The organism is Paenibacillus hubeiensis, from assembly GCF_032334105.1.
Lineage (GTDB): Bacteria > Bacillota > Bacilli > Paenibacillales > Paenibacillaceae > Paenibacillus > Paenibacillus hubeiensis.
The window spans coordinates 1-13,414 of the sequence record NZ_JAVYAE020000020.1; the positions used below are offsets into that span (position 1 = coordinate 1).

Consider the following 13,414-nt stretch of genomic DNA (forward strand, 5'->3'; position numbering starts at 1 on the left):
AATCCCTCCACCCGCATAGCAGGTGGTTTTTTGTTTCGCGCGTTTCACGCACTCAACTGGCTAAAGCCATAATAAAAAGGCTGCAAACAGGTTATCCCTGATTGCAGCCTTTTATTGTGCAGTGTCTTCTATCCCTTATTACTCTTTAATCAAAGCGCGGATGTCCGCGGCAATCGCTTCCGGTTGGACGTCCTCCGTATTGAAGGCATTGTACACTTTGCGCAGTTTGTTGTTTTTGTCAACCAAACCGATCATGTTCATGTGGGCAAAGTCGTCCTTGCTCTCGCCTTCGATCAGGATCTGAAACGAATCCCTGGCAAGCTGCTTCGTTTGATCCATATCGCCGCGCAGGAAATACCAACCCGCATAGTCCGCATGGAAGCGGTCGGCGAACGTTTTGATCTTTTCCCTCGTATCCACTTTCGGGTCAAACGAGATCGATACGAATGAAGCATCGTTGCCGAACGTATCATCTTCTTTTAGCAGGTCCTGCACCTGCGAAAGGGTAAATGTCGTAATCGGGCAAACATCCGGACAGCTCGTGAAGTAGAAATAAAATAACCGAACCTTGCCTGCCGTATCATCCAGCGAGATCGTTCGCCCGTCCACATTTTCCATGGAGAAGGATTGAACTTCACGAATCTCGGGCAGTTTCTCTTTGCCGGCGAATACGGTATTCCATGTCAGATATACAGCCATGATCAATGCCAGTCCCAGCAGCATCCAGGTCCACTTATACTTTTTCAGCATCACATTCGTCCCTTCTGTTCATTTGCCCAACTTTCGGGTCGTTTCCATTGTCTATGTATACAAATCACCTGTTTATGAATAAGCTCTCATTATTGTAACTGTTTTTCCAGCAATTGCCCATGCCTTTTGCGCATTTCTTCATGGAACCTGTACAGTCCCCCTATTTTCTGATGTTTTGCTTCGTGTCGCGGGGATATTATACACTGGATATGGGCATCACCTTAAGATAGATACACGTCATTGCGTACAGAAAAAAGAAGGATTTCAAAGGAGTCGTTTATGGACACTTCCACACATTTTGTCATGGGCGTCGGTTTGGCCGGTCTGGCTTATGTCGATCCGGTCGTAGCTTCGAACCCCACGCTTGCCGCAGCTGTCATGATCGGCACGATTGTCGGCTCGCAGGCACCTGACATCGACACTGCGCTGCGCCTCAAAAGCAATTCCCTGTACATCCGGAACCATCGGGGACTTTCCCATTCCCCTCCGTTCCTGCTGTTATGGGTAGCGCTTATTACAGGCGCGATCGCGCTCTTTTTTCCGAATGTTCCCATTAGCCATGTCGCGGGCTGGACCGCCATCGCTGTCTGCGTACACGTGTTTACCGATCTGTTCAATACGTATGGAACCCAGGCGGGCAGGCCGTTCACGGAACGCTGGATTGCCTTGAACGTCATTCACATCTTCGATCCGTTCCTGTTCGCTTCCCATGTCGTGGCCATTCTCTTATGGGCTTTCGACCTTGTCGCACCTGCTCCGATGTTCATCACGCTGTACGTCGTGATCGCATTGTATTACGTCTGGCGAGTGGCCGCTCATGCCAAAGCCGTCGCGAAGGTGAAACAATTGGATCAGGCCGAGGGCAAAACGAAGGCCCATTACATGGTCATCCCTACGATTTCGTGGAATCAATGGCATATCGTGAAACGGTATGCTGACGGCTCCTATGATATCGGCAAGATGGAGCACGCTCAACTGATATGGAATCTCCATGCAACGTCATCGACCCATGCCGCCGTGGAAGCGTCACGGAAATCACCCGAGGTGGCTGCGTTTCTGTATTTCACGTCCTATGCCGTCGCTGAAGTCGAAGAGCTGTCCGCAGGGTATAGAGTCCGGTGGGCGGACGTAAGATATCGGCATCGCAAGCAGTATCCTTTCGTTGCCGTCGTCGTTATGGATCGAAATTTCGAAACGATTGATACGTACGTCGGCTGGTTAAGCGAAGAGAAGATGAACAAAAAACTTTTATCTGCCCGGTCTTGACGAAAGTTGCGGGGAAGGGCAAAATCAAACATAGGAGCCGGTGCAAAAGCAAAGCCCGGAGCGTTTCCCGCTCCGGGCTTTTTTTGGAGATATTGGTACTGCGAAAATTATGATGGATTATTTGCCAGACCCAGCCAGAGACTGCTCAGCCAGTTGGACCAGACGTTTAGTGATATATCCACCCAGAGAACCTGTTTCGCGGGACGTGTAGTTACCGTAGTAACCATCCTGTGGGATTGTTACGCCCAGTTCTTGCGCAGCCTCCATTTTCAATTGTTGCAGAGCTGCTGTTGCTTGAGGTACCACCAAGTTGTTAGAACGAGATCCTTGAGCCATATTTAAAATCTCCTTTCAATCTGTGTCTGTGATGTATTGCAAGCTTGCAAGATTATTATGGCTCTCCCGTATCAGGTTATACGGAATTTTCAACAAAATCATGATGGAGGTTTTTCCCAATGAGCAAAGGCTTGTCTTTATGGTTTGCGTTTTCGTCCATTGTTTTGTTAACGGTTACAGCAATTACGATGTCTTATTCCGGTTGGCTTGCTGCACTTCTGTTTGTGGCATCTATCGGCAATATCGGCTGGGGCTTTGTCATTCGCGCCCAAAAAGAGCGCCAATCCTTGGGATCGCCGAATTCCGCATCCTGAGTATTCCCAAGCCTGCTGAATTTTTCAGGCTGCAAGAGAAGCCGCCATTCGGCATTTTTTATGACAAAAGGAGCGAATCGCCCAGGCAACCATTGCCGGCGAATCCCGCTCCTTTTTGTCATGTTCGCAGAACCCTTCCGCAAGATGGCTCAAGCCTACTTGCGTTTAGGGACAAACCCCATGCGTTCCTTAACTTCGCGAATGGTTTTGTCGGCCACTTCTTCGGCACGGCTTGCCGAAACCGCCAAGATTTCGGTCAGTTCGCCCGATTCGCGAATTTCGCGATACCGCTGTTGCAGCGGCTCAATGACCGAAACGACGGCTTCTGCCAATTCCTTTTTGAAAGGACCGTACATTTGCCCCTCGAAGCGCTCAGCCACTTCGTTCAGCGTAATTCCCGCGCATTCCGCATAAATGGTCATCAAATTGCTGACTTCAGGTTTGTTCGCAGGATCATACACGACCTCGCGTCCCGAATCCGTCGTGGCACGGCTGATCTTTTTGCGGATTTCGGCCGGTGTGTCCAGCAACGAGATGTAACTGCCCGGATTCGGGTTACTTTTGCTCATCTTGCTGGATGCGTCATCCAAAGACATGATGCGTGCGCCAACCTTCGGAATATACGGCTCCGGAATCGTGAAGTAGTCCCCGTAACGATGATTGAACCGTCCGGCGAGATCGCGCGTAAGCTCCAGGTGCTGCTTCTGGTCGTCCCCGACCGGAACGAGATCGGCATTGTAGAGCAGGATGTCCGCAGCCATCAACGACGGATACACGAACAAACCGGCTCCGACCGATTCTTTGCCTGACGACTTGTCCTTAAATTGCGTCATGCGTTCCAGCTCGCCCATCGCGGTGAGTGTGGTCAGCAGCCATCCAAGCTCGGCATGCTGCGGAACGTGGGATTGCAGGAAGACGTTGGACTTGGTCGGATCGATTCCTGCTGCAATAAACAGAGCAGCAACCGCCTCGGATTGCTCGCGAAGCGCTGCCGGCTCCTGCGGAACCGTGATGGCGTGTAAATCCACCACCATAAAATGGCACTGATAATCATGTTGCAGCTTGACGAAATTTTTGATCGCGCCAATGTAATTGCCCAGCGTAAGCTTGCCGCTGGGCTGAATTCCTGACAAAACGGTTTTCATATGACAAATTTCCTCCCTTAGATCGTGTCGAATTACAATCGTTATATTTTTGTACGCAAAAAGATCCCACATCCGCAAGGGACGTGAGACCGTGGTGCCACCCTAATTCACATTTCTTCCTTCAAAGAAATGCCTTCCATTTCCGTAACGTGGAATAGACGTCAGATCCTACTGCAGACCTGTCCTGCCTTCTCGGCTGCCGGCCTGGTTCAAACCCGCGCTCCAGAGTCCATTCGGCAATAAGTCCCTCATCGGTTCGCATCCTCCACCGACTTTCTGAAGAGAGCTCTCATAGCTTACTTGTCCCTATCATCGCTTTATCGTGTTTCAAATTCATTCAAACAACTTCTGTCTAATTCATATTAATGCGCAAGCGGCGGATTGTCAAAACCGGAAGAGCTTTTTTTACCCCCGGCCCTAAAATCTGTTATGATGGAATTGTTCATTGAAGGTAAGGCACATCATGATCCGACGGTTCCGGGAGACTGTTGTGCACAATTGACACGCCTGCAGGCGGCATGCTATCTTTGAGCCGCGCAGACAGATTTCAAGTGGGAAAAGGAGCATCCAAATATGAAACAAGTGACCAAAGGCCAATGGAATGGTTACGACACGTATATTCTACATAGCCGTGAACTGGAGATTACCCTGCTGCCTCGTCTGGGGAATAATATCATTTCGATTCGGGACATGGTACAGAATCGCGATGTTGTTCGCAGCCCGGAGGAAGACGAGCTTGCCTTTTATCTGCAGAAGCCTTATCACTTCGGCGTACCTTTGCTGGTTCCGCCAGGGCGTATCCATCGTGGCTCCTTCGAATACGAAGGCGTCCCCTACCAATTTGTTCAAAATACGGCCCATGACAATCATATCCATGGACTCCACCGCACTCAAGCCTGGTGTGTCAGTGACATAGAAGAAGACGAAGACGGCTGCGCGATCACCACCGAATTTCTGACTTCCAGCGATGAGGACTGGATGGCGCAATACCCCATTCCGCTTAAGCTTGAAATGACATTCAGGCTGCAAAACGCTGTCCTGAGCCAGAAGCTGAAAGTGACCAATCTGGGTTCGTCTCCCGCCCCGTTCGGGATGGGTTATCATACATGGTTCTTGCTGGACGGCAAACCTGCGGAATGGACGCTGCAAATCCCCGTTTCCGGAGAATATGCCCTCAATGAGGAACAACTGCCTACAGGCGCGATAGAACCGCCAGGAGAGTGGGCAGCCCTTAATGAAGGGATGAACATGGAAGGACGCAACTGGGATAACATTCTCAAGGCGACACCGGGCCAGCCGGCGATTGCCCATTTAATTCGCCAAGATGGTTATCAAATTAAATATTCAACAGATGAAGCCTATTTCAAGCATTGGGTACTATTCACAAAGGGTGAATCCGACCAGTTTTTGTGCATCGAGCCATATACCTGGCTGTCGGACGCCCCGAACTTATCTCTGCCCGCTGAAGAGACGGGGCTAATTCGTCTAGAACCCGGATACCCTGTCGAGCTGCTCACGCACATTGAAGTCGTTCCGCCCGCAGAATAGCTGCTTCTTTCTGCTGCATTGCCGGGTTTCACATGAAACTGCTTGGCCGATCCTTAACGGATCGGCTTTTTCTTCGTTTAGGAGCATTTCATTCCAAATGTTACCTCGCCCTCTATCGGGTATATTTCTCGCACCTGCAACCATACTAACATCACCAAGACATAAGGAGGTGATACACATGTACGGAGGTCAAAACCAAGGTAGCGGAAACCGTTCTTCCAACAACCTCGTTGTTCCCCAAGCTACAGCAGCACTGCAGCAATTGAAAATGGAAGCTGCACAGGAGCTGGGTGTGACAATCCCTCAGGATGGTTACTACGGTAACTACACGTCCCGCGAGACAGGTTCCCTGGGTGGATATATCACTAAACGTCTGGTTCAAATCGCTGAGCAGCAATTAGCGGGTCGTTCCTAACACTCGGAATAATTGCTTGGATTACCTACAGCAACATGCGGCCTTCTTCGGAAGTGCCGCTTTTTATGCTCATCGTCATGAAGTCGATCCCAAGCCGGAATCCTTGTATGTATTGGTTCTAGGGTAGCGGATCATAAGATTGGCCATATTGTAGTTGGACTCCATCGTAGCGTCTACCATGATCATGCCTTGCCTAACCGTAAAATCAAAAGAAATTTCTCCGTGCGTCCAATTCCGCTTGAACTTCAGCGTCTCCAGGGCCATGGCCCGGAATGAAGCACGCTGGGTCTCGTTCAAACCTTCGTGATCGGATTCCATTTGCCCATTGCGTCCAGCTATCGGATTATGTCGAATACCAAACTTCCCAATGACATTATTTCGTATTTGCACAAACAAAATTCCTGACCCCACCCCGCCTAACTCCTGATCCACTTCTTTGAACACCAAATCCAATTGTCTTGCTAACGAAATCTGGTCAATTTTTACCACATCTATTCCTCCTTTATGCAATAAGACCTGAAAGTTCAGGACTTACGGCTCATTATATGACATCATATTGGCCTATTCAACAATAATAAACAAATTTGGGTATTGCTTACTATATGTTGCGCAAATAATTGCCATTCTCCGACTTTTATACGAGTTTTTTCTTTCTATTACGACATCGGTATTCGACAAAAAAACCTGCAACCCTGTGTGAAACACAGCATTGCAGGTTAAGATTACTGGATGCTTGCAGGCGCTGCCTACTCCGTCATGGCAAGGAACTGTTCGATATCATCCGTAACGAGCCGGGCAGCATTCTGCCAGAAATCAGGCTTCGTCAAATCGGTGCCGAGATGCTTCTGCGCCAGTTCCTCAACGGTCATTCGTCCGGTATCACGCAGCAAGTCATCATACTTGTCTGCAAATGCGGTACCCTCTTGTTGCGCTCTGGCGTAAATGCCCGCGCTGAACATATAACCAAACGTATAGGGGAAGTTATAGAACGGAACGCCTGTCAAATAAAAATGCAGTTTGGATGCCCAAAAATGCGGATGGTTCGTCGCGAGCACGCCGCAGAATGCTTCATCCTGCGCCTCAGCCATGAGTTTGCACAATTCATCGGCGCTGACCAGCCCTTGTTTTCGTTTTTCATAGAAACGGGTCTCAAACAGAAAACGTGCATGAATGTTCATAAAGAACGCGACGCTGCGCTGAATTTTGTCTTCCAGCAAAGCCAGCTTTTCCTGCTCGTCCGTCGCGGCCTGAACAAGCGCATCGGCCACGATCAGCTCCGCAAAGGTGGAAGCCGTCTCGGCTACGTTCATCGCATAGCGCTGGTTCAAGGCAGGCAGCTCCTCCATGATGTGCTGGTGGTACCCGTGGCCCAATTCATGTGCAAGCGTGGATACATTGGAAGGCGTGCCGGAGAACGTCATGAAGATTCGGGTGGCTTTGCTCAAAGGAAGCGAAGTACAGAACCCTCCAGGACGTTTGCCGGGGCGATCCTCGGCTTCAATCCACCGTTTCTCAAAAGCCATCTCCGCAAATGCGGACAATTTGGGACTGAACTTGGCAAACTGTTCGACAATATTCAACGCGGCTTCGTCATAAGTCACTTTTCCGCCCGCTGTGCCCACAGGAGCATCCACGTCACTCCAGCTGAGTTTGTCTACGCCCAGCAACTTGGCTTTTCGTTCGAGATAACGCACGAGCGCCGGTTTGGCATCGTTAATAACGCCCCACATCGTATCCAAGGTCTGGCGGCTCATGCGGTTGATCGCGAGCGGTTCCTTCAAAATATCCTCCCAGCCGCGATTCTCATACAGCTTCAGCCGGAAACCAGCCAGATGATTCAGCGTATCCGCGCAGAAATCTTCCACATCGGTCCAGGCCTGTTCCCATTTGGCGAATACGGATTCGCGAACGTTCCGGTCGCTATCGCTCAGCTTATTGGAAGCTTGGCCTGCAGACAGCATCACCGTTTCACCATTTTGTTCAAATGGAATGTTCACTTTGCTTACAATGGTGTTGTAGAACTTGCCCCAGCCATGGTAACCATCGACACCCAGATCCAGAGCAAGCCCCTCCATCTCAGGCGACAATTTCTCCCGGGCCAGACGGCGGCTTTCGTTCAAAACAAAGCTTAGCGGCTGCCATTCGTCTCTGGCGATCCATGCTTCCCATACCTCATCTGGGGTCTGGCTAAGCAGGTTGTCAAAACGCGCTTTGCTGCTATTCAGCATGGCTGCAATAGAGCTGACGGTTCCCTGGAGCTGGGCGGCCTTTTTGTCAGCCTGGTTTTGCGCGGACAGACAGCTCACAAATGCGGAGCCTTCGGAAATGCGAACGTAACAGCTTTGCAGCAGCTCCAGTACTGGATCGAATACATGTGTAGCCTTGGCAGAGGTAGGTACAGGCGTTTCCTGCAAAAGCTGCTGCAGTTTACGCACGTCCTGTTCCAGATCCTTCAAATAAGCAGCAAATGCTGCGGAGGAGGATCCCCCGCTAAAAACGGACTCCAAATCCCAAACGGGCTGTAATGGCATTTTCATATTGCGCGACACCTCTCCCTTATCACATTATTCGAAATCAATGAATTCAAACTGGTGTTATGCATGATCGTTCACTATACTATAGAGACAGTTCAAGCCACACTCAGGAGGTTATAATAGATGAAACCTTTGCAAATATCGGCAGACACTGCCGTCAAATTAGCGGAATCTCTCGGCGTACCGCTCGAGCACTTGATGCATATGCCGCAGCATATCCTGTTGCAAAAAATCGCGGAATTGGCCAAAACGGAAGCAAGCACTCCCAAACCATCTTCTTCGGAAGGCGATCAGCAATGATTCCTTTCGAAAACAGCTGGCCCTACGACATCGTTATGGGCGATATCTATATGCCGCAATGCCCGTTCTGCAACGCGCACAATGTGCTGCTTCCCTTGAAACCGAAGGAGCTTGTTCGCATCCGGGAAGGCAAAAAGAAGCTGCTCGTCCTGCCCTGCTGCAACGGCAGCATGACCATCGTCGACAATGATGCCGACTATCTTCTTGCCAGCTCTCCGCTTCGCAAAGCATAATCCAGATTTGCCTACAAGGGGCTGCGCTTCGCAGCCTCTTTGTCTGCTTCGAGCATTTCCTCGGGCAATTCCATCTTTCCGGAAATCATCTGTTCGCGAAGCAGCGCCCACTGTTCCCTTGACGCGCGAATCATGGCCGCATCCGTGATACGCTTATCATGGATCACCCGGCCGAACCATTTGACCGCTTCATGAAAACGGCCTATTCTGCGGTTCAGCTCACCGATCAGGTAGAGCAACCTTGCTTCATTGCTGCCCGCGCCTTCCATTTCGAACACCTTGACGTAGGCATCCAGGCTGAATTCCAGAAAACGGCGCTCCTGTTCATGATCTTCCCGATACCGGTATAACCAGGCGATATGGTGGAGCAACCCGGCAATGACCCTGTCCTTCTCTTTGATGGCCTGAGCACATAATAACCCAAGCTTGTACGTTTCCAAGGCGTTAGCCAGCGTGCGCGGTCCGCTGTAATCGCGTTTTTCCCAACGGCTGCCGACCTGATCCATAAAGTTTTTCTTCTGCAGATCGCTCAGCTTTTCGGTGGAATTTTCCGTCGAGGCGAATCCGCACTCCGGGCATATGCGCACGACGTAGAAATCCGGGTTTTCTTTTTTATAATAGGCGCAAAAATCGGAATCCGAACGGTAAGGCCGCTTCAAACTCGGTCTTACCCGCGAGGTTTCGAATACATGCTCGCAATAATTGCATGTGATTTTCACTTTATACAGAGGTTCCAGTTCCAGATCCACTTTCTCCACTCCTCTCCGAATGCCTGATGGCAGGCTAAGGCGTATTTACGAAATGGTAAGCCGGCCCCGACAAACGTTGGAGAATAAAGGAATGCAGCGGCTCTTCCACACCAATCTGTGTCAATGCTTGATCCATGCAAGCGAGCCAAGCCTCTGCCCGCTGCACCGTCACTTCAAACCCCATATGGCGGGCACGCATCATCGGATGACCATATGCTTCGGAAAACAGAGCAGGCCCGCCAAAAAATTGCGATAAAAACATAAATTGTTTCTCCATGACCGGTCTGATATCCTCAGGAAACAGAGGGGCCAGCTGTTCGTTTTGCTGCACAATGGGATAGAACGCTTCGACCAGAGCGCGAACGCCCTGCTCACCGCCAAGGTTGTCATAAATACTTTGTCCTGGGTTCATTGGGCAAAACCTGCTTTGATCGTGTCGAATTTTGGCATTTATTACACTCCTATGCTTAATCTTAACAATACCTGCATGACTCGTAAGGCTCAGGCTGCAGTTGACCTAAACCTCATTCTATCAAAAAAATCCCAAAACTCCTATCTAACATGACATAGCTTTCCTTCAATTTATCCGCTATATAAACCACACGAATCAATCACACAAGGCCTCTGCGGGTGCAGTACCATCTTCCCATCGCTGTTATCCCCAGATTTTTTTATTCCCCTTTTCTAAGGGAACATCCGGTGATAAGCCTATGCTTCCGATGCAGCTTTCTTTCAGAAAGCTTTTAAGCGACCGCTTCGCTTCTCCAGATTGGTTCTGCCTCTCCGTTAACGTGTGTTTGTTTTTTGCGTTTATATAGGTCGCCGCCTAACGTAAACAAAAAAAGCACCAAACCGAAGTTTGGTGCATCACTCGATTTAATAGCTTCTCCAGTCCTCTTCCTCGGAAGGGACCAGCGAGGCTCGGATTACATACACAAATGCGCAAACCAAGATTCCCATGACAAGGCTCATCATCATCGCTCCATCCGTTCTGAATTCCACCGTCTGGACAATTGGGTGACGTATAGGCGTTGGGTTCATTTTAGCATACATCGTTTAAAAATACAGCCATTTATGCAAGCGTTTTCTTTATGAAAATGGTACTGTTTGTCCCTGCCGTTTCATATTATCGGAGAGACGAGCTTTTGTTGATTTCCGCCTTCATTCCAAACTAAAAAAGGAGAACTTTATGGCCGCAACCCAAAAGTGGATTCCCGCAATGATTGCCTTTGCGCTGCTCCTGATGTGTGGACTGATGGCCATGTTCCCAGCCGAAACCTGGCATGCGGGAGTGCGCGGACTCTCAATCTGGTGGGACGTGTTGTTCCCTTCCTTATTCCCGTTTCTGGTGCTGTCCGAGCTGTTGCTCGGATTCGGCATCGTTCATTTTCTTGGCACGATGCTTAATCCGTTGATGCGGCCGCTGTTTCGCGTGCCGGGAAGCGGAGGATTCGTATTTGCAGTCAGCTGCGCCTCCGGATATCCGACAGGAGCCAAACTTACGGCACAGCTGTATGAACAAAAGCTGGTTACGCGCGAAGAGGGCGAACGTCTGGTCTCTTTTACAACATCATCCGATCCGATCTTTATGATCGGGGCTGTATCGGTCGGTTTTTTCCACAACGCGGCCATTGCTCCTGTGCTGGTAATCGCCCACTACGCTTCCGCATTCATTGTCGGCGTGCTCATGCGCTTTCACGGCTCCTCAGGCACGATTCCATCGGCTCCCGCATCGGATGCGCATGTCCTCTCCTCCGGTGAACGGCGGAAAAACAGGGTCGCAAGGGCCATTCGGGCCATGCATGAAGCACGCCTGGCAGATGGGCGACCGCTGGGGGAACTGCTGCGTCAGGCGGTCGCATCTTCCCTCCGCCTTATTATTATCGTCGGCGGGCTGGTTGTATTCTTTTCGGTCATCATGGAGCTTCTGGTCCAGACAGGGGCACTCGGTCAATTGTACCGGTTTACCGAACATTTGCTTCAGCTTGCCGGCCTGCCTTCTGCCGTTTCCCACAGCCTTGTCGGCGGATTGTTCGAAGTCACCTTGGGTGCCAAAGAAGCGGGAGCTGCCGGCTCGGCAGTCCCCCTTCCGTATAAAGTGGCCGCCGCCACGTTTGTACTGTCCTGGGGCGGGTTATCCGTTCATGCCCAGATTATGAGCGTGCTCAGCCACACTCCGCTCAGGTACGGTCCTTTCCTGCTCGCTCGGGTTATTCATGCGTTGATTGCACCCGTACTCGTTCTTCTGTTATGGTCGCCCATCACGGGAAGTTTGACGCAATCCGTGTTCCATCCGTCGGGCGTGATTTCCGGGCAAAGCGCCTATAGGGCGGACTGGTCCTTAATCCTGTTTTCCGGGATCGGCGTACTTGCGGGCATGATACTGTTTATGCTTTGCATCTCTTTCATGTGTTCGCGGTTCTTGCCTCGTCGCATCGAAAGGTAGGCCCCTTCGTCACCATTTCGTCATTTAGTTTCCGCTAAACGTTGTGTTCTTCCGTGGAATTGATTATCATCGGTAATATAATGACCACAAAGGAGCTTTCATCTTGAGATACTATGTTCAAGACCGCGGAGACCAGTTATCGATTGAACTGAGTCAGCAGTTCCACGCGCTGGCCAAAGAAGCCGGATTCAAGCTTGATGCAGAATCCCCGCAGATCGTCATTTCCATTGGCGGAGACGGAACCATGCTGCAGGCCTTTCACAACTTTATCGACCGGATTCCGGAAATCGCCTTTGTCGGAGTCCATACAGGCCATCTCGGGTTTTATGCCGATTGGAAGAAGGATGAGCTGCGCGAACTGATTGATTTGATGAGCGGCAAAGGAGACCCGGAACTTCTCAAGCCCCGCATTGTGCAATATCCGCTGCTCGAGCTCGAAATTCGCAAAAAATCCGGCAACGCCTCGTACATTGCCTTGAACGAATTCACGCTCAAAGGCGTGGACGGCACGGTCGTCGCGCAGGTGGACATCAATGACGTTACCTTCGAGATGTTTCGGGGTGATGGAATCTGCGTATCCACGCCGTCAGGCAGTACGGCCTACAACAAGGCGCTTGGAGGCGCCATGGTTCATCCCACCATTGATGCGATTCAAATCGCGGAGATCGCTTCGATCAATAACAGGGTCTACCGGACGCTCGGCTCGCCCATCATTTTGCCCAAACATCACCACTGCGACATTTTTTCGCGAAAAGAACAGCGTTTGCTGCTGACGATCGATCATGTCAACGTGATGGTTGAGGATTTGATTTCGGTACGCTGTCAAGTATCCAGCCAAAAGGTAAGCTTTGCGCGTTTCCGTCCCTATCCGTTCTGGAGCCGGGTACGTACTGCATTTTTGGACTAGCCCTGCCAAAACACTTCGGGCACCTGTCGAACCAACAGCACCCCCAATAATAAGCAAACCAAAAAGCGGCCCTGTTCAGGAGCCGCTTTTGGCTTTCGGTGGCTGATCCTTGCTCTTTTGCAGCACGAAATATGCACAACCGAAATTGCAGTATTCATTAATGTAATCGACCATATGCGAAATGGCAGAGTCCTTGTTAGCCTTGGGATGGTTGTCCCGGTAAAATCCCTTCAAGCGCAGCTGGCTGTATCCCCAGTCCCCGACGATATAGTCGTAACGCTCCAGCACTTCGCTGTAACGATCGCGAAACACCTCGGGATTCCAGCCGTTTTTATGGTTTTGCACGATCTCGTAATTTTTGTTGCCGACCTGTACGATCACTTTTTCCTTGGGCCGCTCTTCGGGCTTTTCCTGAATTTGATCCTGGATCTGCTCCTGCTCGGGCGCCATGCTTTTCTGTTCTTCCAAGCC

Annotated in this window: 16 protein-coding genes and 1 other annotated feature; of the genes, 8 read left to right on the top strand and 8 right to left on the bottom strand. The window is 50.5% G+C overall.

Annotated features, from left to right (window positions below; all coding sequences use genetic code 11):
- Positions 1-138: 138 nt before the first annotated feature.
- Positions 139-750, bottom strand: a complete 612-nt coding sequence (locus RSX24_RS29265; RefSeq protein WP_343262601.1) for an SCO family protein — start codon at positions 748-750, stop codon at positions 139-141.
- 279 nt (positions 751-1,029) lie between these two features.
- Here RSX24_RS29265 and RSX24_RS29270 point away from each other — a divergent pair, with 279 nt between their 5' ends.
- Positions 1,030-2,016 (top strand): metal-dependent hydrolase, encoded by a 987-nt coding sequence (locus tag RSX24_RS29270; protein WP_343262602.1) that lies wholly within the window; start codon positions 1,030-1,032, stop codon positions 2,014-2,016.
- Between the two features lie 117 nt (positions 2,017-2,133).
- Here the strand turns inward: RSX24_RS29270 and RSX24_RS29275 are convergent, their stop codons facing one another.
- Positions 2,134-2,352, bottom strand: coding sequence for an alpha/beta-type small acid-soluble spore protein (locus tag RSX24_RS29275; RefSeq protein WP_175399207.1), 219 nt, complete (start codon positions 2,350-2,352; stop codon positions 2,134-2,136).
- A 119-nt stretch (positions 2,353-2,471) separates the two neighbouring features.
- Here RSX24_RS29275 and RSX24_RS29280 point away from each other — a divergent pair, with 119 nt between their 5' ends.
- Entirely contained in the window at positions 2,472-2,666 is a 195-nt protein-coding gene (locus RSX24_RS29280) for a hypothetical protein (RefSeq protein ID WP_343262603.1), read from the top strand.
- A gap of 155 nt (positions 2,667-2,821) precedes the next feature.
- On the opposite strand, the gene trpS is transcribed toward RSX24_RS29280, so the two are convergent.
- Positions 2,822-3,811: a tryptophan--tRNA ligase gene (gene trpS, locus RSX24_RS29285; protein ID WP_236414714.1), complete on the bottom strand. Its 990-nt coding sequence runs from the start codon at positions 3,809-3,811 to the stop codon at positions 2,822-2,824.
- A 74-nt stretch (positions 3,812-3,885) separates the two neighbouring features.
- Positions 3,886-4,133 (bottom strand) — a binding site (T-box leader).
- 251 nt (positions 4,134-4,384) lie between these two features.
- Here trpS and RSX24_RS29290 point away from each other — a divergent pair.
- A complete protein-coding gene (locus tag RSX24_RS29290; RefSeq protein ID WP_236414716.1) occupies positions 4,385-5,359 on the top strand; it encodes an aldose 1-epimerase in 975 nt (324 codons plus the stop codon).
- 178 nt (positions 5,360-5,537) lie between these two features.
- Complete coding sequence (locus tag RSX24_RS29295) at positions 5,538-5,774, top strand: alpha/beta-type small acid-soluble spore protein (protein WP_236414718.1); 237 nt, start codon at positions 5,538-5,540, stop codon at positions 5,772-5,774.
- A gap of 75 nt (positions 5,775-5,849) precedes the next feature.
- On the opposite strand, the gene RSX24_RS29300 is transcribed toward RSX24_RS29295, so the two are convergent.
- Positions 5,850-6,263: an O-methyltransferase gene (locus tag RSX24_RS29300; RefSeq protein ID WP_236414720.1), complete on the bottom strand. Its 414-nt coding sequence runs from the start codon at positions 6,261-6,263 to the stop codon at positions 5,850-5,852.
- A 257-nt stretch (positions 6,264-6,520) separates the two neighbouring features.
- The gene (locus RSX24_RS29305) at positions 6,521-8,311 is read right to left on the bottom strand and encodes a M3 family oligoendopeptidase (RefSeq protein WP_343262604.1); all 1,791 of its coding nucleotides are present in this window, start codon (positions 8,309-8,311) and stop codon (positions 6,521-6,523) included.
- A 120-nt stretch (positions 8,312-8,431) separates the two neighbouring features.
- Here RSX24_RS29305 and RSX24_RS29310 point away from each other — a divergent pair, with 120 nt between their 5' ends.
- Positions 8,432-8,608 (top strand): YycC family protein, encoded by a 177-nt coding sequence (locus RSX24_RS29310; RefSeq protein WP_236414722.1) that lies wholly within the window; start codon positions 8,432-8,434, stop codon positions 8,606-8,608.
- On the top strand, positions 8,605-8,841 hold the full coding sequence (locus tag RSX24_RS29315; RefSeq protein WP_236414725.1) for a hypothetical protein: 237 nt from the start codon (positions 8,605-8,607) through the stop codon (positions 8,839-8,841). Before RSX24_RS29310 ends, RSX24_RS29315 begins: the two co-directional genes overlap by 4 nt.
- An 11-nt stretch (positions 8,842-8,852) precedes the next feature.
- Here RSX24_RS29315 and RSX24_RS29320 read toward each other — a convergent pair whose 3' ends face one another.
- A complete protein-coding gene (locus RSX24_RS29320; protein ID WP_343262648.1) occupies positions 8,853-9,584 on the bottom strand; it encodes a DUF2225 domain-containing protein in 732 nt (243 codons plus the stop codon).
- Positions 9,585-9,624: 40 nt separating this feature from the next.
- Positions 9,625-10,002 (bottom strand): globin domain-containing protein, encoded by a 378-nt coding sequence (locus RSX24_RS29325; RefSeq protein WP_236414726.1) that lies wholly within the window; start codon positions 10,000-10,002, stop codon positions 9,625-9,627.
- 777 nt (positions 10,003-10,779) lie between these two features.
- On the opposite strand from RSX24_RS29325, the gene ylbJ reads away from it, so the two are divergent.
- Entirely contained in the window at positions 10,780-12,036 is a 1,257-nt protein-coding gene (gene ylbJ, locus RSX24_RS29330; RefSeq protein ID WP_343262605.1) for a sporulation integral membrane protein YlbJ, read from the top strand.
- 103 nt (positions 12,037-12,139) lie between these two features.
- Positions 12,140-12,943 (top strand): NAD kinase, encoded by an 804-nt coding sequence (locus RSX24_RS29335; protein ID WP_236414728.1) that lies wholly within the window; start codon positions 12,140-12,142, stop codon positions 12,941-12,943.
- A gap of 75 nt (positions 12,944-13,018) precedes the next feature.
- Here RSX24_RS29335 and RSX24_RS29340 read toward each other — a convergent pair whose 3' ends face one another.
- Positions 13,019-13,411, bottom strand: coding sequence for a YutD family protein (locus RSX24_RS29340; RefSeq protein ID WP_343262606.1), 393 nt, complete (start codon positions 13,409-13,411; stop codon positions 13,019-13,021).
- Between the last annotated feature and the right edge of the window lie 3 nt (positions 13,412-13,414).

Bases quoted from the DNA above. Each gene is read 5' to 3' on its own strand.
- RSX24_RS29280 (WP_343262603.1), top strand. From the start codon at position 2,472: ATGAGCAAAGGCTTGTCTTTATGGTTTGCGTTTTCGTCCATTGTTTTG.
- RSX24_RS29275 (WP_175399207.1), bottom strand. From the start codon at position 2,352: ATGGCTCAAGGATCTCGTTCTAACAACTTGGTGGTACCTCAAGCAACA.
- trpS (WP_236414714.1), bottom strand. From the start codon at position 3,811: ATGAAAACCGTTTTGTCAGGAATTCAGCCCAGCGGCAAGCTTACGCTG.
- RSX24_RS29325 (WP_236414726.1), bottom strand. From the start codon at position 10,002: ATGAACCCAGGACAAAGTATTTATGACAACCTTGGCGGTGAGCAGGGC.
- RSX24_RS29295 (WP_236414718.1), top strand. From the start codon at position 5,538: ATGTACGGAGGTCAAAACCAAGGTAGCGGAAACCGTTCTTCCAACAAC.
- RSX24_RS29290 (WP_236414716.1), top strand. From the start codon at position 4,385: ATGAAACAAGTGACCAAAGGCCAATGGAATGGTTACGACACGTATATT.
- RSX24_RS29315 (WP_236414725.1), top strand. From the start codon at position 8,605: ATGATTCCTTTCGAAAACAGCTGGCCCTACGACATCGTTATGGGCGAT.
- RSX24_RS29310 (WP_236414722.1), top strand. From the start codon at position 8,432: ATGAAACCTTTGCAAATATCGGCAGACACTGCCGTCAAATTAGCGGAA.
- ylbJ (WP_343262605.1), top strand. From the start codon at position 10,780: ATGGCCGCAACCCAAAAGTGGATTCCCGCAATGATTGCCTTTGCGCTG.
- RSX24_RS29270 (WP_343262602.1), top strand. From the start codon at position 1,030: ATGGACACTTCCACACATTTTGTCATGGGCGTCGGTTTGGCCGGTCTG.
- RSX24_RS29265 (WP_343262601.1), bottom strand. From the start codon at position 750: ATGCTGAAAAAGTATAAGTGGACCTGGATGCTGCTGGGACTGGCATTG.
- RSX24_RS29305 (WP_343262604.1), bottom strand. From the start codon at position 8,311: ATGAAAATGCCATTACAGCCCGTTTGGGATTTGGAGTCCGTTTTTAGC.